Genomic DNA, 25,332 nt, shown 5'->3' with positions numbered 1-25,332 from the left:
GTGGCTGCATCAATTCAGATATACTCGGCTGCGGCACCGGTTTTCAACTTTCGATCAACTACGAAGCAAAGAGGAGTTCCTATCGCACTCTCCCTAGCAGCGAGTCTCGTCGGTAGTCCGGCGTTCACACAAACTGCTAACGTGCCTAATCCAAGAAACGAAATTCCGGATGAGGTTGCTAAAACAAGGCTTCAAAGGGACTCTGATCTAGCCAGGAAATTCCGGAGACGCCGCCTCAAACCAGCAACGCTTCTCGTCGATGGCTCGGCGCTAGCACAAAGTGCCAGTTTGTCTACCACAAAGCGCTACAGTGCGGATGAACTCGTTAAGACCAGAACTCAAAATGAGATCGACCCATCCGCAAAGTTCGAGAAGCTCCGCGAAAAAGGTATGTGGCTCAATATACCTGGTCCCGCGGATACGATAGATCAGGATCAAGGCGGCACTAGATCCGCGCTGGCAGACGTGGGGATCGGTTATGTTGGCGGGACAGTAAACAGCCTTGTAGACAATCAATTCCCAAATGCAGCGAGAACCAGCATCGCCAATCAACGATATATGGGCCAAAATCCTACATTCAGCACCGTAAATTTCATGATTGTGACCTACGATCTCAGCCGTTTTGGCATTCCCGATGGTCAGATCATCGTAGGAGCACAGCAGCAATATTGGACATGGAAACCCGGGGGGCCAGATAGATTCGGACTCAACACAATTGCCTACTACCAGACGTTTTTCGACAGTACACTCGAACTCAAGATGGGTTATCTCAGAAATGTAAATGAGTTCGGAGGCACATTGGTCGGAGGGAGTGCAGGAGCAAGCGTTTTGGCTCCCTCGTCAAATATCTTGTATCAAGCAGGCATGAGCAACAATGCCGCGCCCACGCCTGCTATGAACGTGAAGTTCAATTTTGATGATCGCCTATACAATAAGGTCTCAATCCAGCGCTCACTCAGTCCAGACGGTCAACAGGCGGAGATAACTGAAAATCCAACCGGCCTAAACTGGAGAACGGCCAACGCCGGCATTCTTTTGGTTGATGAAATCGGCTACAAAAACAAAGCTGCTCCGGGCGTACCCGAGACCTGGTTGCGGGCGGGCGCCGGTTTCAATAACAGCAGCTACAAGAACTTGCAGTACCCGCAGCAACCCAGAGTTAATGCGAACAGCACCTACTACGTCGCTGCAGACAGGCAACTCTGGCAGTCTGCTCTCAAGGGCTCGGCGTATCGTGGTATCTATGGCGGGTTCTCTGTCATGTACGCCCCGCCTGACCTAAACAGAGTCAGTCAATATTACGAACTTCGTCTTTATGCGAAGGGGCTGTTTGACAGCCGACCAACTGATCAGATTGCTATTGTCGCCACTAACACCGTCTGGAGCAACTATGCAGTGGATGCTGCATTGGCTGAAGGGAATCTCGTCCATCGCGACAGCACAGCGATCCTGGGAACCTATACCGCGCATCTGGCACCCGGGATATATGCAAGCGTAGGACTGGCATATATCAACAACCCGACGAGCATTACACACACGCGCGAAACGGGACATGCGCTGAATTTGTTGGTGTCTACGTCGATATTCTTCTAAGCCCTCAAGGCCAAAGCGTGCACTCATAGGCGGATGCACTGCGGATCAAGCTGCTTTTGGTGTCCGCTGTGCTCCTGACGCGAGGTGAATGTTACCTAGAGTCCGAGTGGGGCCACTGCATCGAAAGTACTTACGACATCGAGTTGAGCGCGCGGACGTGTCAAATAGAACATACTGATGGAGTACCTAAAGCGGGATGGGGTTAAGTTGAATCGATTTGGGATTCCCAAATCAGTGAGTTTCTGATTCACCATGCTGGCTGGGCAGGAGGCCAGCATGGATGGGCAAGCCTTACTCTCTGGATCTTCGCAAGCGCGTGGTGGCCGCGATCGAGGGCGGGATGTCCCGCAATCAGGCGGCCAAGCAGTTTGGGGTTGCGATCAGCACGGCAATCGGTTGGATGCAGCGGGTCGATGAGACCGGCAGCGTTGCTCCGGGCCAGATGGGCGGTCACAAGCCGAAAGCGGTTTCGGGAGACCACGCGGTCTGGCTGTCGCAACGGATCAAGGACGGCGATTTCACCATACGTGGGCTCGTTGCCGAGCTTGCCGGGCGCGGCCTGAAGGTCGACTACCACTCGGTGTGGGACTTCGTGCACGCCGAGAAGCTCAGCTTCAAAAAAAAAGCGTGGTGGCTGGCGAACGCGATCGTCCCGACGTGGCACGGCGGCGAGCCCAGTTGACAAAGTATCAAGATCGCGTCGAAGCTGAACGGCTGGTCTTCATCGACGAGACCTGGACCAGGACCGACATGGCTCCCCTGCGGGGATGGGCGCCGCGCGGGCGCAGACTCCCCGCCAAGGTTCCACATGGCCGCTGGAAGACCATGACCTTCCTGGCGGCCTTGCGCCATGACCGGATCGATGCGCCATTGTTCATCGAAGGACCGATCGATGGCGCGAGCTTTCGGACCTATGTCGAGAAAGTTCTCCTGCCCACCCTTCGCCCCGGCGATATCGTGGTCATGGACAATCTCGGCAGCCACAAGGGCAAGGTCGTGCGCCAGCTCATTTGCTCTGCCGGCGCCAAACTGTTCTTCCTGCCGAAATACTCGCCCGACCTGAACCGATCGAACAGGTCTTTGCCAAGCTCAAACATCTGCTCCGAAAGGCGGCCGCCCGAACTGTCGATACCGTCTGCACCGCCATCGGTGAAGCCTTGCCAGCATTCACCTCTGAAGAATGCGCGAACTATCTCGAAAATTCAGGTTATCGAACCTAATGCCATCACGCTTTAATCGCGGGTGGGTATCTGCACGCAAGAGTGGGCAGAGAGATATCGTAGCGAGCAACCGCTAGCACCCAGCTGGAGGAGCAGCCCCGCTGTATGATGCCGGACACTTCATCGCGAAGCCGGCAAACCGCGAGCACGACGCGCCGGAGCCTAGGTGGAAGACCATCACAATGGAGGTCGTAAGTTCGAACAGAGCTTCTATGTGGGCAGTTGGCCGGAATCGACGACATTTCGCGTGGATGGTTGTGGCCGCTCTCGGCACGCCTTGCACAATCGGAAACGACGCGGTCAGCGATCGCGCCTGAGCATGTTAGCGTAATATCAGGCCTTTGGCCGCTGACTTTCGGCCTGTCAATGTCGCCGTGGCAGAACGGGCCACAGCACGGCGTAAGTACTGCTCCTGCTTGCATTCGTTTGCTTGATTGCGCACTTGCTCTCCGGTCCGCCCCCCAGAACAGAGCCAATCGGCTTGTAAAGGTGTAAAGGTCGGGAGTCACGCTGATTAGGCTCTCTAAGACGGGAGGTCCTCTCCACAGGGCAAGTGGCTCAGCCGTGCTGCATAGCGAATCTCCCGTTTGGTGGGGCAAGCGCGATCGCTAACTGAGCCAGTGAATCGTCAGATACGGCTCGCGGAAACCAGATCCTCGTCAGACCCGCGCGGGCCGTCTGACTGAACTACCACAAGCAACGAGCGCGCGTATGAAACCATAGTCGGCAACCGCCCGATCTATTAATTTACCAACGCGCTAGGTGATCTTCATAGGCGGCTGCTTAGTGGCTTTGACGCGCGTCACACTGCGCCGGCCATCAACGCTGACGGGCACGTCGCCATCGACGGTCGCGCGACGAACGACGCGGTGCTGGTCGCCATAATCATTGACTGCATAGTGGTGCGTGGCGCGGTTGTCCCAGATCGCGATATCGCCCTTCCTCCAATTCCAGCGCACGGTGTTCTCAGGCGCGGTGACATGAGACTGGAATATATCAAACAGCTTTTGGCCGTCATATTTGGGGATGCCAATGAAACGCTGCATCAAAGCGCCAAGCACTAGCGTCCGCTCCCTGGTCTCGGGGTGGACACGTACCACAGGATGCTCAGTCTCGAAGATCGTTTTAGTGAAGACCTCGTTAAAATGCTTCTTGTCGACCTCGCGGACACGGGCCATTCCGGCGTAGTCGAAGACGTTGCTGTGAACGGCCCAGAGCTCGTCAGCAATCCGTTGCAGCGGTGGCGGCAGGTCGAGATAAGCGGCCGCCGTGTTCGACCATATCGTATCGCCACCAAATGGCGGGATCACAACGGCTCGCAGCACCAAAATCTTGGGATAGGCATCGGCGAAGGTCCCATCGGCGTGCCACACATCGGCCCGGCCACCGCCGCGCGCGGAGTCAAGCTCCAGAAGCGATGTCGTTTCTTTGCTAACACCGAGCATCGGATGTGGCACCAGTTTCCCGAAACGGACAGCAAACCGCTCCTGCTCGGCATCGTCGAGATGATCTTGGTCACGGAAAAAGATCACCTTGTGCTCGAGCAGCAAGCGGTTGATTGCAGCGATCGTCCGGCCCGGCAAGTCGCCCGAAAGCTTGAGATTTTTGACTTCGGCGCCGATGCGCGCTGCGCGTTTGATCACGTGGGCACTCGGAATGACGTCGATCAAAGCCGCCTCACTCATGGCCATACTCTCCAACTTTGCCGTCTTTGCCGGACGAAGCTATTCAGCTGCCCCAAGAACTGGTGAACGCTAGATTGGGAATTATCGAAATCCGCACCGTTGGTGCGCTCTTCTCGCAAGGCAAACTCGCGGCAGAGCGAAGGTGGCGTGACCGGGCTTCATAGGCAGACCTAGCGCTCGACGAGTGATCCTCCAGCAAGCACCGTGCCAGTCGCGGAAATTGAGCCTGGAATGGTTACCGACCGGCAGGAGCGCTCAACGAGCGGGGAAAATCCGAGCGGCCTTGACCGGATTGGTCGATAAGTCGTCTGGACGGCCTCGGGCAAGCCGCAGCCTGGCGCCAAGAAGCAGAGCCTACGTCTAGGTCGGGACCACGGCTCAGGTCGCACATCGTCATGTGTCCGCTCGGCTCCAGCACGCGAGACGGCGATCAACACATGAGTTTCCGATTTCATCATCAGGCACGTCGGGTTCAAGACAAAGAGGTCGGAAGTGTGACACCGGCAGCGTCGATCGAAACGCATCCCCGGCCGCTGCGCGTGCTTTCTCTCGTGAAGCAAGGCACATCACCGAGTTCCCGGGCCATCGCGCACAGAACTCGAATAGGTGCCAGCTGTCATGCCCAAGCTGGTCCCGGCGATACTTCGACGGCTCATCCTCCGCAGCGATGTTTCTGATTGGGTGGCCTGTTCCCCCGTGAGCAAGTATGCGGCGTACGCTCAATTGGGCTTGGCGGCCGCAGCATTGGGCTCGCGTCATGACCGAGCTGCCGCCAATCGCGGCAAGACCGGCAACAAAATACCAAGGGGGACATGGGCATTCGGCTGCGCCGCCGAACGCGTGCGACGGTCCAGATCGAGCCAACGGGTTTCTGGTCGATAATACCGCCGGTGCATGGTTTGCAGCCATCTGCGAATAATCGAAACCGACTCACAGGAACATTGCGGTCGACGTTTGTCGCGGGTCAATCGACGAAGCGAACCGTAACCCACGAGGTGCTAGGTTTCTGTCTCGCAAGTTCGTAGCATGATTATTGCAGGAGGTTTGGCTATCCTGATCGAAGGACTACCCGATGCGCACCGAGCGGCCTGAGGCGATGCTGACGATTTCCAGCGACGAACGCAGCGCAGCTCACGACCATAACACGGTCGCACCTCGCTTTCTGCGGCGCTGACGCTGGACCGTGAACGTGAGCCAGCCGACGCCCACTGCCTCGGCACATTCACTTCAGGGTAACTTCGGCCTCATCGTGCTACCGGGTCGAACGCGTCACCTTGCTCATCGGTCGGCGGGCAATCAGGCGGGGAGTGTCCGATTCCACCACCTCTCATCAAAAGATCGGCCGCTTTAGCGGCATCCACTCTGCAAAGTCACGCTCGTTCGTGTGGACGGCTACTGGGGATTGCGTTCTCAAACTCGCGCCACGTTGTCAACAAGTTTCCGGGACAGCACACGAGATCTATTCGATGATCTACCCTGGTGGGATTGGGGCATTGCGATCGCCCGTTCCGGAAGGTTGAAAGCAATGGAGGAGATTGCTCGCATGAATGACGGGCTTCAACAGGCGAATGACACGGCTACTGTTGAGGAGCTGCTCGGACTGCTAATCAGCATCCTAGTGTCCGCAAGGCGGCTACCGCGCGGCCCAGTACGAGATGCAGCATTACGGCAGGTAGCGGAATTTGAAAAACGCGTAGGCGTGGTGCTGCTGGAGCGGTGTTACGATAAAGCGGAGCAGAGCTCCCATTGCCGCGGTGGGGCAGGCGCTGCCTACCGACAATCTGGCTCAACTCACGACGGACCCGCGTAAACGCACAAGACATCCGATCTCGCCTTGATGTGACTATTCCAGGCGAATGCTACACGCACTCCATCAGCCGGCCCAGTTGAATGGTTATAGTCAGCAATCCGGGCCAAGCACCATGATGAAGCGCGCCTTCACAGAGTCAAACGTTCACCGCGAACAGGAGCGCGTGCCTAGACCATCGCTGCTATTAGCAATGCCTGCGATATAGGCCGCCTCTGGGGTGGCCCACGACCAGTTGAGACTGAGGTCAGGGTATTGCGAGCGAGGCCGAGGTTGATCGATGTTGTGGTGTTGCGAAGCGCGCGGTTCGGCCCATAGATCAGCACCGAACTGAGCAGATTTGCGCGCATCGTCTTACGCGTTTGCTCCGCCGCGAGGCTTATCCAGTGCGGTATGTAGGCACCTGATCAAGTGCTGTCCTGCGAATGGCTTGGCCAGGAAGCAAATCGCTCCCGCGCTCAGCGCTCGGGCGCGAACGCGATCATCGGGAAAGGCAGTTATGAAAATGAATGGTGCATCGCAACCTTCGGCCCGCATATGTGTCAGCAGGTCCAAGCCGCTCATAGCCGACATCTGCACGTCCGCAATCACACACGAAGTATCATTCAGGTGTGGCGAGCGCAAGAACTCCTCGGCGGATGCAAATGTATGGACGATGTAGCCGCGGGATTTCAAAAGGTTATTTATGGCAGCACGGACGGAGCCGTCGTCATCGACCACAGAAATGAGCGAAGGCGTGAACAAAACGACCCCTCCTAACGCAGCAAAGGCGATTGCCGAAGCATAGTCGGCTGGGTCAAGGGTGGTCTTAAGAGATGAATTTGCATAGTCATACTTAGGCTTGTTCCGGCCGGTTGGGACGAATTCCCAGGGGCTCAGCCATTCTGATTAGATCGGCCAGCGACCGTGCGCCCATTTTCTTCATTACCTGTCCGCGGTAGATCTTGATGGTAATTTCGGCCAGCCCGAGCTCCGCGGCTATTTGTTTGTTCATCAGGCCAGCAGTGACCAGTTTCATCACGGCCTGTTCGCGTGGGCTTAAGGTCTCAAACGAGGACTGCAGGCTGGCAACCGCCTTCTCAACCTCCCGCCTTTTGCGATCCCGTTCGGTGGCGGCGACCACAGCGTCAAGCAGCTCCTGATCGCGAAACGGCTTGGTGAGAAAATCGACCGCTCCGCCCTTCATGGCCTTGACGGTCATGGGAATGTCGCCATGACCGGTGATGAAAATGATCGGAATGCGAAGGTTCAACTTGGCGAGCTCAGTCTGCAGCTCGAGGCCGCTCAATCCCGGCAGCCTGACGTCAAGGACCAGGCAGCTGGCTACATCCGGAAGGCTGGCTTGCAGCATTTCCTGCGCCGATCCGAACGCAATAACGTCCAAACCGACCGATCGAAAAAGATTGGCGAGCGAACGACGCATCGAGACGTCGTCGTCGATCACGAAGACGAGCGCACTTCCGGCCGGCTTCTCCGCCTGCGGGCCTCGGCGAGATGACTGAGAGCGCCCGGTCATGATACGACCTCCTTATGCACCGGCAGGACGAACTGAAACGTCGCGCCGGGTTCCTGGTTGCGCGCAATCGATAGACTCCCTCCATGTGCCTCCAGGATTGAGCGGCAAATCGAAAGGCCCATTCCAAGGCCGGTTGATTTGGTGGTGAAAAACGGGTTGAACACCCGGTCGGCGTCGTCACCGGTGATCCCGACGCCGCAATCAGTCACAGCGAGGTGCACGCCTCCCATTTCGTCCTGGGATGACCGGATCACCAGTTCCCGCGGCCGGTCTCTGACTGGTTGCATGGCCTCAATCCCGTTCATCACCAGATTGATTATGACCTGTTGCAGTTGGACCCGGTCACCCAGGATCATGGGGAGGGCCGGCGCCAACTCGGTTCGCAGCGACACCCGTTGGCTGACCAGCTCGCGTGTCACAAGCGCGATAACCTCGTGGACGATGTCATTGATATTGAGCGGCACCATCTCGATGTCGCTTTTCTTGGCTAGGGCGCGAATGCGCCGTATCACCTCGCTTGCCCGGATGGCGTCCTCGATTATCCACTCCACTGAACAGCGTGCCTCGGAAAGATCAGGAGTGTCCCGATCAAGCCAACCCAGACAGGCTTCGCCATTGGCGACGATGGCGGCCAGCGGCTGATTTATCTCGTGGGCAATGGACGTTGTCATCTCGCCCAGCGTCGTCACTCGCGTCACGTGCGCGAGCTCCGCCTGTGCCTTCCGCAGTTCTCGTTCAGCCTGATCTGCGCGGATGGTTGGGGTGATGTCAGTGCTGACGCCACGATAGCCGAGGAAATTGCCGTCAGCGTCGAAGAATGGCTTGCCACTGGTCCGGACGTAAATTGAAGATCCGGTCCGGGTCACGGTGCGATAGATGAAATCGCGAAATGGAAGCCGCGCCTCGAGTGTCGCCTGATGCTGCCGCCACTTCTCAGGTTCCGCGTCGACGTCGCCCGCAATTTCGCAGCGAAGCAGCCCGACGACCCCCGTGGCCAGAATGCCTGCTGTGCTGGTGTGCTCCGAAAAGCGCGTGACCCGGTGGTCCGGCCCGGTCTCCCAGAGCCAGTCGGAGGCCGTTTCAGCGTAGTCGCGAAAGCGCTGCTCACTTTCGCGCAAGTCAGCAAGAGCCTTTTCGAGCCGTTCCCTAGCTGCGTATTGCTCGGTGACATCCATATGCGTTCCGATGAGCTCGGTAAAGTTGCCATCGCTGCTGACCACGGCGTGCGCAACGGAATGTATGCGCCTTATCGCGCCTTCTGGAAGAAGGATACGGAAATCATATTCGAAGTGGCCTCCCTTCTCTTCGATAACCCGGCACGGCACTTCCTGAAGCCGCGGCAAGTCATCTGGATGGATACGCGACCGGATGGTCTCTATCGACACAGCCTCTTCTGGATCGAAGCCAAACAGACGATCGACTTCGGCGGAGCGATACACAAATTCGACCCGGTGGACGTCCCAGGACCAGCTGCCCGTGTGACTGAGACGCTGGGCTTCGGCCAGATAGGCTTCGCTACGGCGAAGCTGCTGTTCTGCCTGCTTTGCAGCTGTAATGTCCGTCACTGCCCCGACAAACTCGGTATCGCCAGAAGCGGTTCTAGTGGCTCGTGCCACGGCGTGGAGGTGCTTCACCGAGCCATCCGGCAGCAGCAGGCGGTATTCGTGCTCGAAATCCACTTCTTCTCGCAACGCCCGATCGATGGTCTGTTGCACGGCGGCCCGATCCTCTGGATGGGTTCGGTCAAGCACGAGTCGCGGGGTCGGTTTGGTCGCCGGATCGTATTCGAAGATACGAAAGGTCTCCTTTGACCAAATGACCTCGCCAGTAGCGACGCTCCAACCGAAGCTGCCAGTTCGACTCAATTCCTGCGCCTGAGCCAAATGGGCTTCGCTTCGCCGTAGGGCGGTTTCCGTTCGCTTTCGGTCGGTGATATCTTCGCAGGCGACGAGAACAATGAGCTGGTCGTCCGCCCACCGCGTGGCTTTGGCGTTTTCGCGCACCCACAGCACCGAGCCATCTTTCCTGATCTTCTGGATTTCCCAAGTGTGCGATTGGCCGACAATTTCAGTGCACAGGCGGAGGCATTGGCCAACAAGCGCACGATCTTCTTCCAGAAAGACCTTCAGTACGGAATGTCCGATAAGCTCCGAGGGCGAATAGCCGAGCTGTGTTGCACCCAACGAGTTCACGTTCAGGACTGTTCCGGCCGCATCGACCATGAAGTACATGACCGGGTTATGCTCGAAGATCTCGCGCCATCGTTTCTCCCGGTGTTCCAAGTCAGCCTCGCTGCGGCGGAGCTTGGCTGCGGCGTCAAGCGTAGCCTCCCTAGCCAGGCGGACCTTTTCGATCAGGTAAACTGCGGCAAGCGAGGCGACAAGGAGGATCGCAACCACCGGAAGATAGTGCGGAGCATCGAACGCAAGATAGACAGGGGGTGTAAAGAAGTAGGCCAAAGCAGCAATGGACGAGATAGATAGCATGGCAGATGCGATGAGGCTGCCCATAGCGAAGACGCCGAGACCACTACCAAATAGGCGAACGCCGTCGCGACGTGAAAATACCAGGAAGTTAGCGTGACCAGCGCCAGGCAATGGCCACCAAAAACAAACTGGGCGACTGAACGTCCGACCTTGTTACTACAGATTACACGCAATTATATCCTATGAGAAGGATCTGGAGAAACTATACTATCGTTTTTAACCGGGTTTAATTCCACTCGGATTGATTTTTAACGCCTATAGGTTGTGCGAAGAAAGAATATTTCAATATAGTTGAGCGACCGATCTCAGTTGTTCACGCCTAACGGCTTCTGCGCTTTCGAGCCTTTATGACGCCGAAAGAATAGCTTTCGTTGAGAAGCTGGCGGATCGAGGCGGCCCGTCAAAGCCGTTTTAGAACCCATATCCCAGTGCGCGCAGGACCGGCAGGGCCCGGCTAGGCCGGCACTTCGATTGACAAGGTGGGAGACCGCTAGGAACTAGGAACGTGCCGAATGTTGCCGATCGTCCAAAATCTAATTTGCTGCTCGGGCACCAGCGAGCCCTTTCGCGTTGCCCCGCCGGGATCGTTCCCCCGGCGCGTGGTCTCAATGATCGCAGCCAGATTCGCCCGACGGCGAGGATGAAAGAAGGTAGCGCCGAGCTTGTCATATCGGCTTGCAAGTCGGTGGAATTGGTTCAGAACATTGAAGAGCGTTCGACTTAGTTGCGCTGCCGAAAGAGGAACTGCTTCCAGGCGGGATCCAGTTGGGCGGTTGGCCATATTGGGAATGGCGTCTAGAGCTCACGTGGCTACGAACGAGCTCCGCATCGTAGCCTTGTCGGCAATGACAACGGCGCGCCGCTTAAGACCATCGAGCAGGGCTTCGGTGGTGTCGTCGATCTCACAGGGCGATCGGGAGACGGACCGGGCGCCTTCGCGTCACCGGCGCGTGAATATTGGTGGCGACGCGGCCCATACAACGATCTCCACTGTTCTTTGGCTCCGGAGGCTTGCTGATCGACGCGTACAATCGAACCGTCGATCATGTGCACCTTGCCATCGTGAACCGTTGAAAACGGCATCCATCGGCCGATATCGGCCTTGCGCCACGGTTTGACGCGACTGTAGCCGTTGCGTACGCCCCTATCGCTCAGGCAAGTCGCGCCAAGGACCGCCGGTGTGCAACAGCCAAAGATGCCGTTGAGAATACGGCGGTTCTCGAGAGGCTTGCGGCCTCCACGGCATTAGAAACAAGTGGTTCGCTGACACTCCATTCGAACTTTGTCAGTCCGTAGCGCATGATCCGACGCCCGATATCTCATAGCTTGCCTCACACTTCGCCCCGATCGCTACAGAAATTTGAGTACAAGGCATAGGTACACAGACTAGCGACTTGAGCCTTAAAAATACCAGCGTAAACAGGAGAAAATTCAGAGCATGCACGATTGGACGTGTGTATGCTCGTCGGCTCGCTGATGTATGTCAGTCCTACGCTGGCATAGATCCCGGGTATAAGATGCGCGGTATAGGTTCCCGAACTCGCTGAACTGTCGCGATGCGCGAGATTCTCTTCAGCCAAGGCGGCATCCAGTGCAAAGTTGCTCCATCCTGTCTTAGTGACCACAACAGCGGTCTGATCATTCGGCCGAGTTGTCAGACAGTTTCTTCCCGTAAAGACGAAGCCGTAGCAGTGACCCACTTTGTTTAGAAAAGGCGGAGCGTACATTACAGAGAACCCTCCACCGATAGCACGACATGTCGAGCCCTGCGCATCCGACTGCTAAACTTGCCCGTCCGCAGCGACCGCATGGGCTCCACGCTGCTGCGGATACGGCAAGTTCTTGTAGTTGCGTTATTTGAAACCGGCACCCGCCCGTGAGCTGGTCTCACCAGGGAGAGCCGACAGCAGGCCTTTGTGGTTCCGTATTGGTCGAAAGCTGAACGTCGGTGCCGCAGCCAAGTAGATTTCCATTCAACACCGCCATGACACGTGACATGCATACTGCGGTCCGCTTCTGCATTGTTGGATTTGATGATTGCGCCCCGACCCGATTAGCCCGGAGCTGACCAGCATTTGGCGTCGGAAGTCGGTCCAGGTTGACCCTTGGCAGCAGCGCTAGCATCGATGTTGTTGTTGTCGCCCAGGTCGCCGCGTAAATTGTTCCGCTAGGCAACGGGATAGACGAGCTCGCATCGAAGATGAAATTGTCGCCGGAGGCTTGGGGTCGGAGGCTTGAGGGGTCTGGGTCGCGGCCCAGATCGCCAGAGCGCGCGCGGGTCAACTACCAACTTCAGCAATTGATGCAATTGACCGATACATGGGAATCCCCATCAACGGCGGCCACAGCAGGGAACTGCGATGCAACGTATAAAAGCGTCTTAGATGCGATGCCGTATCGGGTGCCTCAATGGCGGCGGTGGAGTGAAGGGTGCTCAAAGCAAAAGCGACAAAGTCCCGGGCAGCAAAGCCGACGCTTTCCGCTCCAGACGATGATCCCTACCTGTGGTTGGAACAGATCGAAAGCGCGCGGGCGCTGAAATTTGTCGAGCGGCAGAATGGCAAGACGCTGCAGGTGTTTGGCGGCGCGGCATTCGAGCGGGATCGCGACGTGCTGACCTCGATTTATGATCGACCGGACAATATCCCCTACATCAGCCGGAGCGGCGGCCATCTCTACAATCTGTGGAAAGACGCCAACAATCCACGCGGCCTCTTGCGACGAACCACTCTGGAAGAATTTCGCACGCCGACGCCGTCATGGGAAGTTCTGCTCGACATCGATCAACTCGCCGTCAGCGAAGGCGAAGACTGGCTTCTGAAGGCCATGGTCTCACTGGCCGGGAATCATAGACGGACGATTTTGAGCCTATCGCGCGGCGGCAGTGATGCCGTCATGTTGCGTGAGTTCGATACCGACGCGAAGACCTTCGTCCGCGACGGCTTCGTCTTGCCAGAAGCCAAGAGCGCGGTTGAATGGCTCGATCCCGATACGCTGGTGCTCTCGAGCTCTCATGGGCAGGGCATGGCGACGACCTCCGGCTATGCGCGTACAGTGAGGCTATGGCGGCGCGGTACGCAGGCGGATCAAGCGCCAGTGATCTTTGAGATCGTAGCCGATCATGTCGGAGCCGGCTGCAATGTCGACCATACCGTCGTGCCGCCACGGATGTGGTTCGTCGATCAGGTGGACGCCTTCAATTTTGCCAACTGGCTCGGCGATAAATCCGGTGCTACGACGAAGATCAATCTGCCAAGCAACATCCGGATCCTCCTCCATCGCGACTGGCTTGCCATCAGACCGCGCGAATCTTGGTCCGTGGCGGGGCAGACCTATGCCGCGGATACGGTGCTCGTTATCTCTTTGGCCGCTTTCCTTCAAGGCAACCGTCAGTTCGAGGTTCTTTTCGAACCGGGCCCACGTTGCGCGCTGCAGGGGCTCTTTTGGAGTGCCGACAAGCTTGTGCTTTCCATTCTCAACGAACTGCGGCCGTTCTTCGAGATCTGCTCGCCATCCGATAAAGGGTGGAGCCGTGCGCAACTGCGCGGGCTTCCCGACATAGGGGTCGTCCACGTCTGGCCTCTTGATGGCGATCCATCCGAAAGCAACGGCGACCTGCTCGTCGATAGCCAGGATCCGCTCACGCCAGCTTCGCTTATGCTGATCCAGAATAACGTCGGCAGTCCGACCGTGCTCAAGCAAGCGCCGAAGATCTTCACCGCGGGTGGGCTGGTGGTCACTCAACACGAGGCCATTTCGATTGATGGCGAGCGCATCCCTTATGTACAGACCGGCCCGGCCGACGAGACGGGCGATGCGCCGGTCCATATGAGCGGCTACGGCGGCTTTGGAATCTCGGTGAGACCGTCCTACAATTCAGCGCTTGGCAAGCTTTGGCTCGAGCGCGGCGGCACCACGGTCCAGGCGAATCTACGCGGCGGCGGCGAGTTCGGTACGCGCTGGCACGATGCCGGCCGGCTCGGGGGGAAGAAATTCTCGCACGACGACTTCGCTGCCGTTGCCGCCGATCTCGTGCGTCGTGGCGTGACGGAGCCGAAGCGGATCGCGGCCCAGGGCGGATCGAACGGCGGCATCCTCATCACCAACATGCTGACGCGCTATCCGGAACGCTTCGGCGCGCTACTGCACGATCCCGCTGATCGACATGCGCCGCTACACCAAGCTTCTGGCGGGGGCAAGCTGGATTGCAGAATATGGGGACCCGGATAAGCTCGAGCACTGGGAGTGGCTCAAGACCTATTCCGCGTACCATGCCGCCAAGCCTGGCCAAAAATACCCGCCGATCCTGATCGCCACGACCCGGCGGGACGATCGTGTTCATCCCGGACACGCGCGCAAGATGGTCGCGAAGCTCCAGACGATGGGCTACGAGGCCTATTTCTACGAGCCGGCGGCGGGCGGACATGGTTACGGGCGGGACAACAGGGAGCGGGCCGCCTTCGAGGTGCTGGGCTTTCGATTCCTGAAGAGCAAGATCGACTGGCTTGACGGCGAGGCTTAGGCGGGCCTGGCGCTTGTGATCCCACAAATTCCAGCGTGATCGTCGCATGACATTTCAGCGGTAGGAGATTGGAAAGAAGCTCGGTTTGACCAGCCCTTTCTGAGCCTTACGCCGTCGAGCGGCATAGGGGGCAGCCGTTCCATTTCTAGCGCTTCAATATTCGCGTGGAGAATACGATTGCGCAGCAGCCAATTTCGAAGCCCAAACCTCAACAACGCGATCATGGCGAGCTGGCCTTGCCTGAGCTAGGCGCCCGTTCGCCTCCACGCGACGAGATGAAGCAGTGGGACGTGGCCGAAATCAATCTTCATGACCTACAGGATCCGCTGATTGGGAAATGCCAGCAATTGGTGAGGGAAGTAGCGATTCCCTATCAGTGGGATACCCTAAACGACCGCAATCCCGAAGCGATACCGAGCCACGCGGTAGAAAACTTCCGTATTGCCGCCGGACGTGCGAAGGGGGAATTCTGCGGCACGGTTTTTCAGGACAGTGATGTCGCAAATGGCTAGAAGTGTTTGCTTGGTCGCTCTGCCAGATACGCAATCCGGACCTGGAGAAAGCCGCCGACGAGCTGATTGAACAGATTGCGGCCGCCCAATCCGGCGACGGCTATCTCAATACCAATTTCATGCTAAAGGCGCCTCAGGAGCGCTGGAGCAATCTAGCTGAATGCTATGAGCTTTACTGTGCCGGCCACTTGATTGAAGCTGGCATCGCCTTCTTTCTGGTTACTGGAAAACGACGGCTGCTGGAGGTCGTTTGCAGACTTGCTGACCACCTCGGCACAGTTTTCGGCGCCAGGGCGCGATCAGCTACACGGTATGATGGCCATCCAGAAATTGAACTTGCATTGACGCGCCTCTACGAAGTACGCAGGAGCAGCGATATCTGACGCTAGCCAATTATTTCGTGGAGCAACGCGGCACAGTGCCGCACTTCTATGACGTTGAATACGAGAAACGCCGGCAATCCTGCCACATCAAATCATCTGGCACGCCCTGGATAGCGAAAATAAATCCTACAGCCAGGCGCACCTACCAATTTCGGGACAGCGGACTGCAACCGGGCATGCGGTGCGTTTTGTATACCTCATGACTGCGGTCGCTCATCTGGCGCGCCTGCGTCAGAACGAGCAGCAACGCCAGGCTTGCCTGCGGCTATGGCAAAGCATACCGCGTACGCGGAAAGTTGCGCGTCGATTGGGCTGATGATGTTCGCGCGCCGAATGCTGGAGATGGAGCTGGAAAGTCGCTATGCCGACGTGATGGAGCGCGCGCTCTATAATACGATTCTGGGCGGTATTGCCTTCGATGGGCGTCACTATTTCTATGTTAACCCGCTCGAAGTTCATCCCAAAACGCAGCGGTCCAATGGCATCTACAATCATGTCAGGCCGGTGCGGCAACGCTGGTTTGCCTGCGCGTGCTGCCCGCCGAACATCGCACGCCTTTTCGCATCAATTGTCATTACATCTATACGTCATGCTCCGACGCGCTCTATATCAGTCTCTACATTGGCAATAGCGCAGCATTATTGGTGGGCAGGTATAAGCCGCGGTTGCTCATGAGCGGCAACTATCCTTGGCGAGGTGGAAATTGCCGTGGAATCTGCACAGCCAATCGCCCACACGCTCGCCTTGCGCCTGCCGGAATGGTGCAGCGCGCCGGAGGCGACCCTGAACGGCGAACCTGTCATTGCGAGTCGCGCAAGGGCTATTTGCACATTCACCGTACGTGGTGGCAGGGAGATCGCGTCAAACTATCGCTGCCGATCCAAGTACGCCGCGTATACGGTCATCCGCGACTTCGCAATTTGGCGGGCAAGGTGGCTGTCCAGCGTGGCCCTTTGATTTATTGTCTGGAAGAAGCCGACAGCGGGAGCGAGTTACACAACGTTTGGTTTCCTGCAGAAAGCCGATTTTCGCTTATCGAAGGCACTGGTCTCTTTAGCGCCAAGATTTGCTGCAGGCTGATGGGGTCCGGTGTGCAACACACGCGTTCTGAAGAAGGGGCCCTTTATCAGTACGACAAGGTAGCGGGACAGCTGCAACCGCAGCGGCTGACATTCATTCCTAACCGCGGCGAAGGCGAAATGCGGATTTGGATTAATGAGCCGTGACGCGAACGCCTGAATGACGCATCAAGGTGCGATCAAGTTTGGCCCCGATGATGCCGTATCATCTCGGGCGCATCGGAGCTGACCCTTGCTTTCTTGACGGGCGGACTATCTTGCACTGCGTCAGCCGTGTTCGGATTATCTACGCTGGCTGTCCGATAGTCGGCTAGGTTGCCGCCCAGAAACAAGACCTCGGTCTCCTCGGTCGGTATTCCCCTCAACCAAACTCGCAATTGCTCATCTCCAGGAGCACGCCCGCGCTCTAAAATACCGTTGATTTTTTTGATCGGCCAAGCGGTGATACTCGGTACCGTGTAGGTGTGTAACTTCTTAGCGTTCCCTGCAATTGCCTTCGCGCCATGCTCGGTGTGGTCATTTGAATAAAGCAGTCGCGAGGGTTCCTCGCACAGTGACACAAAAGCACTCTCTGTAACGCCTTTGGTATGCCATGCAGCGAGGCGCGCCATATCAATTTCGTCCTCCCTTTCGTCGTCCGAGCAGATAGCAGCCTTAGAAACATGCGGGCTAGCGTGAGCGCGCAAATCCGCTAAGGAACGCACGTGCGCGATGGCACTCACCTCGTTGTCTAGGAGCGGCTCGCAATCGATGTCCTCGTTCTGAAAACGGTGTAGCGGCAGATACGATGATGCCACCGTGTCGTTGAAAATGCGGTCTGTATCAATACTGCCAGCGGCAGATCCGGTCGTTCTTGGCCACTGCGTTGTTCGCTGCTCAGCCAGCTTGATCTCGTTCCTGAGCGCCCCAAGGTTCGCTCCGGCCAGCGATGCGGCAAGTTCGGCGCGTCCCCTGACAAAGGATGCGGCTGGGCACCGCTCGCTTTCGTGGATAGCGCGCGCGCTCTCATTGCCGGCGGTCAGAGCCGAGGAGGAGCCAATCTCGGAATGTGTCAAAGCGGCAGCTGAATCTGATGTTTGATGGATTGGCCGCAACTCGCATAGCTGCTGCTCAAAATTCGGTTGATCCGCGGACGCGAATCCTGGTGAGCTGGTTTGTGCGCTCAGGTCGCCCTGCTGTTCCTGCGCCTGCTGTTGCTGCCGCAGGAGATCGTAAGCGAGAATGGGGTCTTCTGCGGTATTCGGTGGATCGATAATCATTCTTTTCCTACCAAGCATAGGTGATTCAGGTTCTATCTTTGGATGGGACGGCTTTCGAGAAGCTGACGAGTCAGGCAAAGAAATGCCGCCGAGGCACCAACTGTTCCGGCACGTCCCGGCTCGGCTGCGGTCACTACGAGGAGCGCGCCTCACAACTTGGCGCATCGCCCATGGGAGGCGCAGCCCATCCTGCAGGGGAGCGGGCACGAATACATCCCGGCATCGCATGGCGGAGGCGGTGGGGCGATGTTGCGACCCTCGGCGCTGCAGCCGGCTCAATCAACCGGGGTCTTGATAGGTCGCAGCAACCGCCCGTCTATTCCGAGGATGCGCCCCTCATTTTGGGGCTTGAGAAGACCCTCATCAAGCGTGGGGCTGCCGAGCTCACCGCCAAGGCACGGGTAGGTCAACTTCTCACCTTGGATCGTTGGCTCTTCGAAAAGAAGAAGCCGGGCATTGCTGCTCGGCTTTACGACAATCGTTGGACAATGATGTCGAGGAGTTTTTGGATAAGGGTGGTACCCCATACGCCCGGGCGGCACTGGCTCATCTCAAGGCCTCCCAGTCGGCGAACGGAGCGGCGCCGATTGTGGGCCGCGCTGTCCTTAATCTTTATCCCGACGACGCAGCCCTCATCAAAGACTTCCCAGCACTCCCGGGAAACAGACGTATGCAACTGCTCTTCGTGGTTTCGGCCACTATTGACCTGCCGCTGAATTTTCATCCAGCCGCGGTTAGAGTCTCGGGTTTTTGTACGCCAAGTGGCGCGGGTGGAGCAACGGACGATCGGCGGAGCTGGTCGGGGTTGCGTAGCCGATCGTCCGTTGCGGCGAGGTGGGCGGCATAGGCCGCGGGGGTCAGGTATTTGAGCGACGAGCGAGGCCGCCGGATATTGTAGTCGGCGACCCAGTTGGCGATCTTGGCGCGGGCATGATCCAGATCGCAGAACAGCGGCTCGTTGAGCAGTTCATCGCGCATCCGGCCGTTAAGAACTCTCGATGAAGCCGTTCTGCATCGGCTTTCCCGGCGCGATAAAGTGCCAATCGATGACGGTGTCCTTGCTCCAGGCCAGCATGGCGTTGCAGGTGAACTCGGTGCCATGATCGGACATGATCATTTCTGGCTTGCCGCCTCGCCCGACCATTGCCGTCAGTTCGCGGGCCACGCGCCGTCCTGAGATCGAGGTATCCGGAATGGCGCCCAGGCATTCCTTGGTGACGTCGTCGACGATGTTGAGGATCCGGAAGCGCCGTCCGTGGCAAACTGATCATGAACGAAGTCCAGCGACCAGCGCGCGTCGGGCTTGGCCTCGACCAGGATCGGAGCCCGCGTCCCCACGGCCTTGCGGCGGGCCCGCCGCTTGCGGACGGCGAGCCCTTCCTCGCGATAAAGCCGGTAGATCCGGTTGATGCCCGATGGCTCGCCCTCCCGCCGCAGCAGGACGAACAGCCGGCGGTAGCCGAACCGCCGCCGCTCGTTGGCAAGATCGCGCAACCGGCCACGCAGAACCGTGTCCGGAGGGCGGCTGGAGCGATAACGGATCGTCGTCCGGTCCGCGCCCACGATCGAGCAGGCCCGCCGTTCCGACAGGCTCATGACGGCCTGCAGATGCGCGACCGCAGCGCGCTTGGCGGCGGGAAAAGCAACTCGCGAAGCGCGGCCGCATCGAGCATCTGCTCGGCCAGGAGCTTCTTCAGCTTCGCGTTCTCCTCTTCCAAGGCTCTCAGCCGCTTCGCCTCGGAAACGTCCATGCCGCCGAATTTTGCTTTCCAATTGTAGATCGTTCGCTTCAGAGATCCCATGCCTGCGAGCCAGGTACGCCGTCTTCGCCCCAGCCTCATGCTCCTTCAATATCAAGATAATCTGTTCTTCCGTGAACCTTGATCGCTTCATCTGTCCGTCCTTCTCCGGGCCGGACTCTAACTCCATCTGGAGGCAATGCGCAGTGGCAGGTCATCTGGTACGATCAAGTAGCTGAGGCTCCCGCTTCGACAGCTGGGTGGAGGCTTGTCGAGTTTCGTACCTTTGCCTCGTTCCGCTGGTCAGGCTTCCGCGAAGCGCGTTGCTCAAAATGGAACGGCGCTCAAGTCGAGCGGGTAAGCTGCTGCCGTCTCCGAAATGGCCAGGCGCAGAAGGCAATCAGGAGCTGGAGTGAGCGGATATTCGTGTCTGCTTTGGTGCCAGCAGAAAGCTCCTTTGTAAGAGCGTTATGTTCGATAATCCCGCCACGTCAGCTCTAGTTGCAGAGACATGCCCATTGATAAGCCTGGAATTCCAGGGGCGTTGGAGAGCCCTCAATAAAATTCTACTTCGAGCCCGAATCTTTTTGTGCTTTGTCGCGGCGAGGTTGCTCGACAAATGCTTTCAGCCATCTGCGAAGCTCGGCTGAGCGGCGGCGATGACAATGCAGAACTTCAGCAAGATTATCGCTCCGCGGCCTTGGTGATCACCAATTGTATTGCAGAGTTGTGGAGGGGAACTTGTTGGCTCGCGGTATGGGTGTGAGAAAGTTAGACCGTACAAGCGATCAACTCATCACGAAGTGCTCTGCGCGACAAGGCTGTAACGGCCTCGACCGGAAACTGTGTTGTTGGTGCACCAATTTCGTACAAACCGTCCAGTTCTGAGCTGTTGGTTGTAGGCATGCGGACACTCGTCTGCTGCGCATTCCTTAACGATGCATATGGGATGCAAATAGAAGTGAGCGAGTGGAATTGTCTTGCCGATCGGAGAAAACAAACGACCTAAAAGGCGGATCAGAAACATCAATCACATGCTTCGGAGGCACTCGGATCACCTCACGGTGCTAGCTGAGGAAACGATGGGGACAACATCGCTGGCAAGAAGGTGTTGACGTCTCGGTTCTGGGCAGGCCTTGACGATCGTCTGTTTTGCCCTCAACGAGGAAAGCCATGATGGAGGGTGAGCGGAGTGGGGGGCGAGGAATTATGAATGCAGTTGAACAAGCGGCCATTTCTGAGTTGCCATCTGTGCTACACAGATCGTCAAGACGTGCTCCCTTGCTTTTTGGTTTGGCGGTACTGGTCATCGGCCTGTGCGGTGCAGGTGCCTATCTCTGGACCACTCTCGGCATGGTTCTCGAAGTACCGGCCCCGAACGAAGCTGCTCAGACACTAGGTTTATCAGCCGAGGATAGGGCGACGCTTTCGGATATGCAGTCGGAACTGCAGAAAACAAGCACCGAGCTCATGGAGCTGAGCCGCGGGCTGGACGTGCAGCAGGCCGACTTGAAGCGAATCTCGGATCAAATTGCAGTGCTGACCTCAAGAATTGAAGCGGCACAAAATGCCCCTGCGACACCTCCTGTTCCGACGGCTGCTCTGCCAACCGCTCCTTCCTCGCCACATCCCGGCACGAAGCCAGTTAAGAGAGTGGGGCGCTCTCCTAAATCAGAAGGACCCATGTCTGTCGGGGGAGCGCCTCTGGTCTTGGAGCCGAGTACTCAACGTTGATGACGTGCCTACTCTTCGGCTCCACTGCACACGTCACACATGACTCCACAAAAGAATAGATCTGGAAGGGGGGCCAACGTCCTACCGACTGACGTACGACGGGCCTGTCGGCGTTATATTTACCCGAACTGGCCTGCGATCCTGCTCCAGGTTCGCCAAACCCTGGTTCAGGCCCTGACCGAAATACGTGCTCAAGATTTTCCGGCCATGTGCGCACGCATCGCGCTGACGAGGTCCCCGAGCTCGTGAGCGATGTCGATGACCGTTCCGCCGTCCAAGGGAATATCTGCCATCATTTGCTCGTCGAACGTCTCAACATCTCCTCGTTCAGCGCTTCCAAGAGGCGGCCAGATCCAAGCTTGATCCCAGCGTATCATCACTTGCTCGAGCTCTAGTTTAAAGCGTACGCGGTATCCGCTGTCGCATCATGTCGTAGTCGAGCTCGGGCACACGTAAGCTCTCGGCCATAATCGCGGTTACCACATCTGCGGGTGGTACGACCGGCCGCTTCGCCCGGATCCAGGCGGATGGCCGTTCGATCACAACCATTGTTCGCCTCATCTGGGCAGATGAGGACGCCTTACGAAAATTCTTCATGTTTGTCCGCGCAGGCGAGCTCGGTGTGCATCGTCAGCGTCACGAGAGGAGAGCCCGACGAATGAGACGTTGCAGCCGCTCGCCGGTGGGTATGCCGAATACCTGCGAGAGAAGGCGCCGATCTCGCGTAATCTGCACCTGATCCACGTTTGCTTCTGTACCGCGTGAGCAATTCGTCCGGGAGAGCCGAGGCGCGTCATCTCGGACGTACACCAACGCTTGGCGTTCCTCACCCCAGACGCAGACCCCACAACTCTATGACAGCGTTCCGGTGACGATGGATGCGGCCCAGAATCTCAAAAATGGCCAGCTGAGCTTCTGGCCGTGCAAAATTTGAGCCCCTCAACATCGCGCGTGCTGAACGCGTGCTTCAAGTCGGTTAGGGAGCGGATATTAACGGCGGTACTGGCTGAGATCATCGATCCGCGGGTTGCGTGACGGCGGTTGTGATCGATTCCATACTGGCATGCCAAGCCGAGAGAACCTGCGTGCCAAACCCCATCTCAATGTTGTCTCGCTCGACCGCCGAGCCATCGAGATGGCGAGCATGACGTTGTCACCGTGTTCGCGGGCGCAACCCATCCGTCCAGGCACTGGATTGATCGCCTTGTCGGAGGTCGGCGGCTCCTGATGCCGCCGACGGGCGAATCGTGGTCGGGGTTTGTTTGCATGTGGTCCGGCGCGCAAACGCGTTCGCGGCCTCTTGGATCGGCAGGGTTGTGGTTTATCGCTGCATCGGAGTACAAGAGACGGCTCGGCGCCTGCATGAAGGGGAGACGCGCTCCGGCGAAATTCCGATTTGCGCAATCGTTCGGTGCGCCGGCATCCGATGAAGGAGGAAAAGTCTGGTGCAGCGAGCGGGATTTTGGCCGGAACGCGAGTAATCTGAGCGGCTTCCGAGCTATACAGTCGGATCATCTCTGATGTTAGTCACGAGAAGGCATGCTGGGCCGCGCACGCCTCATCGCGTCTCAACAGTAGTTGTTGATGTTGCGCCGCGCCGCTCGCGTACCATTCGCGGTGAACCTACGGTGCGCCTGGCATCTGATCCCACTCCAGACCCAGGATGCCGGCGCAAACCCCGGGCCCGCTGACCGCGTGCGCCGGGATTTCGTCTTGTGTCTCCGAGCAGGTCAGGGTACGAAAATTCGTGACAGTGCTGAACTAGCCAGCGTTCTCTATGCCGTCTCTGAAGCAACGAATCGCGTTTAAGAGCAAGTCGGTTGGTCTCTGCATTCGCTGGCCTCCACCCAAGAGGTTCCAGTGAGCCGGACCGGCTGAACGGATACAAGAGTTTTTCTGAAGGCAATTAGTCCGGCGCCTTCGGGCGGGTGCGAGGTGTAACAGGCCGGCTCTTGATCACCTGCGAAGTGATCCCGTCCGGGAAGAGGCGGCACAAAGCTACAGACGGCCGTTCGGCAAGCCGCGGGTGGGTGGATGCTTGGGGTTGTAGCGCCAGATTCGAGTCCGGTGCCCGCGCGCCCCCACGAACGTACAGCATGGGCTGGACGCTGCTCGAGCGGAGTATTCGGAGGCTGACGACGTGGCGTGGTGTCACTGCGTGCACGTGCGAGCACTTGTCAACAGCACCCGAGGCGAGCTCCTGGGGTGACCCGACGCGGGCAGGCCGTCCCGATAAGTCCCTCACGCATCTGATTTCGCGGCGTCATTAGCCTGTTTCAGCGGGGCCACCACTTCTCCTGGGGCCCGAATTGCCGTATGAACGGCAGGAACGGCTATCACTGCGGGCGGTTTCAATTCTATGAACAGCCTGTACTCGCTGTTGCTGGAACACCGGCTTCCAAGCTTGGTCCGGTACTGCATCTCCGCGTGCATCATGGTGGTGTGCGCCGTGCTGCAGATGGCGCTCCAAATGCAGACCGGAGTGCCAGGATACTTCCTGCTGCTGCCCGGCGTGTTTCTCTCTGGCCTCATCTTCGATCGCGGTTCGGGAATATTCGCGGCCTTCATCGCCGTCAGCGTGGGCGCGTACCTTAGCTACGGGGGCGGGTTCGCCCTCAATTACCTCGCCGCGAATGTTCTTTTCGCGATCACGGCTGCGGGGACCGCCACGATCGCCGAATTCCAGCGCGCCGAGCTCAGCCGCGTGATGCTGGCGGACAAAACCAAGACCTTGCTGCTGCAGGAGACGGCGCACCGGACGAAGAACAACCTTACGATCCTCGGCGGGATGATCCGGCTCGAGGCAAGGCATGGTGGGCCGGACGTTGCGGCGGCGCTAGAGCGTGATGTTTTTATACGGCAACATATCCTGAGTTTTTGAGATGGTTGGCGCACTCCTCGGGTGAGAAGAGATCGAGGAGTTCTCCGACCTTTCGCCAGGTTGCCTCGACATCGCGGGGCTCCGCGGCGCGCGTCAGGTGTTTGAGTTTGGCGAAGACCTGTTCGATCGGATTGAGGGCGGGGCTGTAGGGCGGCAGGAAGAGCATATGCGCGCCCCTAGCGCGGATGGCGTTGCGGGCGAGCTTGCCTTTGTGACTGCCGAGATTGTCGAGAATGACGACCTCGCCCTTTGCCAGGGTGGGCGCCAATATCTTCTCGACATAGAGGGTGAAGAGTTGGCCATTGATAGGGCCGTCGATGATGCAGGGTGCGTTGATCCGATCGTGGCGCAGCGCGGCGATGAAGGTCATGGTCTTCCAATGGCCGAAAGGCGCTGATGCCTGGAGCCGTTGTCCGCGCGGGCCCCAGCCGCGTAGCGGCGCCATGTTGGTTTTGATCCAGGTCTCATCGATGAAGACCAGGCGCGAGGCGTCAATCTTGCCTTGATGGGCCTTCCAGCGCGCCCGTTTACCAGCGATATCGGGGCGATCCTGTTCGGCCGGATGGATGGTTTTTTTTGAAGCTCAGCCCCTCAGCATGAACAAAAGCCCACACCGCCCGCACGTCTGTCTTGATGCCACGCTCAGCCAGTTCCCGCGTCAGCTTCCGCAAGGTGAACGGTCCCGAGCGAAGGCGCTTGCGCAGCCAGTCGGCGTTGGCGCCGGACAGGACCGGCTTCTTGTGACCACCGATCTTGCCGGGCGAAAGGCCTCCGGTCTCTCGCCTCAGGTTCTTCCACTTCGTCACACAGGATGGACTGATCTGAAGCGCCGCTGCAATCGAGCGAACGGTCTCGCCTGCATCAGCGCGCTTAAGCGCCAGTTCGCGGATGTCTTCCGAATAGGGTCGCGTCATCC

General features: G+C 58.1%; 13 protein-coding genes and 4 pseudogenes. 9 read left to right on the top strand and 8 right to left on the bottom strand.

The window, feature by feature from the left end:
* On the top strand, positions 1-1,593 hold the full coding sequence (locus I6F35_RS21835; RefSeq protein WP_225119733.1) for a carbohydrate porin: 1,593 nt from the start codon (positions 1-3) through the stop codon (positions 1,591-1,593).
* Positions 1,594-1,873: 280 nt separating this feature from the next.
* Positions 1,874-2,813: pseudogene (locus tag I6F35_RS21830) on the top strand (IS630 family transposase).
* A gap of 758 nt (positions 2,814-3,571) precedes the next feature.
* Here the strand turns inward: I6F35_RS21830 and I6F35_RS21825 are convergent.
* The 4 genes and pseudogenes from I6F35_RS21825 to I6F35_RS21810 form a co-directional block, all read right to left on the bottom strand.
* Positions 3,572-4,498: a TauD/TfdA family dioxygenase gene (locus tag I6F35_RS21825; RefSeq protein ID WP_225119732.1), complete on the bottom strand. Its 927-nt coding sequence runs from the start codon at positions 4,496-4,498 to the stop codon at positions 3,572-3,574.
* Positions 4,499-6,659: 2,161 nt separating this feature from the next.
* Positions 6,660-7,049: a response regulator gene (locus tag I6F35_RS21820; RefSeq protein ID WP_225119731.1), complete on the bottom strand. Its 390-nt coding sequence runs from the start codon at positions 7,047-7,049 to the stop codon at positions 6,660-6,662.
* Between the two features lie 91 nt (positions 7,050-7,140).
* A complete protein-coding gene (locus tag I6F35_RS21815) occupies positions 7,141-7,821 on the bottom strand; it encodes a response regulator transcription factor (protein ID WP_225119730.1) in 681 nt (226 codons plus the stop codon).
* Positions 7,818-10,414 (bottom strand): annotated as a pseudogene (locus I6F35_RS21810) (PAS domain S-box protein). The gene I6F35_RS21815 and the pseudogene I6F35_RS21810 overlap by 4 nt, the downstream one beginning before the upstream one ends.
* Positions 10,415-12,737: 2,323 nt before the next feature.
* On the opposite strand from I6F35_RS21810, the pseudogene I6F35_RS21805 reads away from it, so the two are divergent.
* From I6F35_RS21805 to I6F35_RS40540, 5 genes and pseudogenes are all read left to right on the top strand, one after another.
* Positions 12,738-14,829: pseudogene (locus I6F35_RS21805) on the top strand (prolyl oligopeptidase family serine peptidase).
* Between the two features lie 164 nt (positions 14,830-14,993).
* Positions 14,994-15,341 carry a hypothetical protein gene (locus I6F35_RS21800; RefSeq protein ID WP_225119728.1) on the top strand — a complete coding sequence of 116 codons (348 nt, stop codon included), beginning with the start codon at positions 14,994-14,996 and terminating at the stop codon, positions 15,339-15,341.
* Positions 15,342-15,343: 2 nt separating this feature from the next.
* Positions 15,344-15,724, top strand: coding sequence for a beta-L-arabinofuranosidase domain-containing protein (locus I6F35_RS40220; protein ID WP_346283191.1), 381 nt, complete (start codon positions 15,344-15,346; stop codon positions 15,722-15,724).
* Positions 15,725-15,991: 267 nt separating this feature from the next.
* Positions 15,992-16,399, top strand: a complete 408-nt coding sequence (locus tag I6F35_RS40545) for a beta-L-arabinofuranosidase domain-containing protein (protein ID WP_346283190.1) — start codon at positions 15,992-15,994, stop codon at positions 16,397-16,399.
* Positions 16,400-16,482: 83 nt separating this feature from the next.
* The gene (locus I6F35_RS40540; RefSeq protein WP_346283189.1) at positions 16,483-16,950 is read left to right on the top strand and encodes a hypothetical protein; all 468 of its coding nucleotides are present in this window, start codon (positions 16,483-16,485) and stop codon (positions 16,948-16,950) included.
* Between the two features lie 32 nt (positions 16,951-16,982).
* Here the strand turns inward: I6F35_RS40540 and I6F35_RS21790 are convergent, their stop codons facing one another.
* Together I6F35_RS21790 and I6F35_RS21785 are read right to left on the bottom strand one after the other, a co-directional pair.
* Positions 16,983-18,062, bottom strand: a complete 1,080-nt coding sequence (locus I6F35_RS21790) for a hypothetical protein (protein ID WP_225119727.1) — start codon at positions 18,060-18,062, stop codon at positions 16,983-16,985.
* Positions 18,063-18,782: 720 nt separating this feature from the next.
* Positions 18,783-19,955 (bottom strand): annotated as a pseudogene (locus I6F35_RS21785) (IS3 family transposase).
* Between the two features lie 1,055 nt (positions 19,956-21,010).
* On the opposite strand from I6F35_RS21785, the gene I6F35_RS21780 reads away from it, so the two are divergent.
* Complete coding sequence (locus I6F35_RS21780; protein WP_225119726.1) at positions 21,011-21,535, top strand: hypothetical protein; 525 nt, start codon at positions 21,011-21,013, stop codon at positions 21,533-21,535.
* A gap of 191 nt (positions 21,536-21,726) precedes the next feature.
* Here I6F35_RS21780 and I6F35_RS21775 read toward each other — a convergent pair whose 3' ends face one another.
* Complete coding sequence (locus tag I6F35_RS21775; RefSeq protein ID WP_225119725.1) at positions 21,727-21,912, bottom strand: hypothetical protein; 186 nt, start codon at positions 21,910-21,912, stop codon at positions 21,727-21,729.
* Positions 21,913-23,894: 1,982 nt separating this feature from the next.
* On the opposite strand from I6F35_RS21775, the gene I6F35_RS21770 reads away from it, so the two are divergent.
* A complete protein-coding gene (locus I6F35_RS21770; RefSeq protein ID WP_225119724.1) occupies positions 23,895-24,416 on the top strand; it encodes a sensor histidine kinase in 522 nt (173 codons plus the stop codon).
* On the opposite strand, the gene I6F35_RS21765 is transcribed toward I6F35_RS21770, so the two are convergent.
* A protein-coding gene (locus tag I6F35_RS21765) for an IS630 family transposase (protein WP_225119815.1) occupies positions 24,388-25,330 on the bottom strand; the annotation gives its coding sequence in 2 pieces (ribosomal slippage) (positions 24,388-24,993 and positions 24,995-25,330; 942 coding nt in all). The genes I6F35_RS21770 and I6F35_RS21765 overlap by 29 nt on opposite strands.
* Positions 25,331-25,332 lie beyond the last annotated feature (2 nt).

The organism is Bradyrhizobium sp. BRP22, from assembly GCF_020194175.1.
GTDB lineage: Bacteria > Pseudomonadota > Alphaproteobacteria > Rhizobiales > Xanthobacteraceae > Bradyrhizobium.
This window is presented reverse-complemented; position numbering and strand designations above follow the sequence as displayed.

Bases quoted from the DNA above. Each gene is read 5' to 3' on its own strand.
- I6F35_RS21825 (WP_225119732.1), bottom strand. From the start codon at position 4,498: ATGAGTGAGGCGGCTTTGATCGACGTCATTCCGAGTGCCCACGTGATC.
- I6F35_RS21815 (WP_225119730.1), bottom strand. From the start codon at position 7,821: ATGACCGGGCGCTCTCAGTCATCTCGCCGAGGCCCGCAGGCGGAGAAG.
- I6F35_RS40545 (WP_346283190.1), top strand. From the start codon at position 15,992: ATGGCAAAGCATACCGCGTACGCGGAAAGTTGCGCGTCGATTGGGCTG.
- I6F35_RS40540 (WP_346283189.1), top strand. From the start codon at position 16,483: ATGGTGCAGCGCGCCGGAGGCGACCCTGAACGGCGAACCTGTCATTGC.
- I6F35_RS21790 (WP_225119727.1), bottom strand. From the start codon at position 18,062: ATGATTATCGATCCACCGAATACCGCAGAAGACCCCATTCTCGCTTAC.
- I6F35_RS21780 (WP_225119726.1), top strand. From the start codon at position 21,011: ATGAATGCAGTTGAACAAGCGGCCATTTCTGAGTTGCCATCTGTGCTA.
- I6F35_RS21775 (WP_225119725.1), bottom strand. From the start codon at position 21,912: ATGATACGCTGGGATCAAGCTTGGATCTGGCCGCCTCTTGGAAGCGCT.
- I6F35_RS21770 (WP_225119724.1), top strand. From the start codon at position 23,895: ATGAACAGCCTGTACTCGCTGTTGCTGGAACACCGGCTTCCAAGCTTG.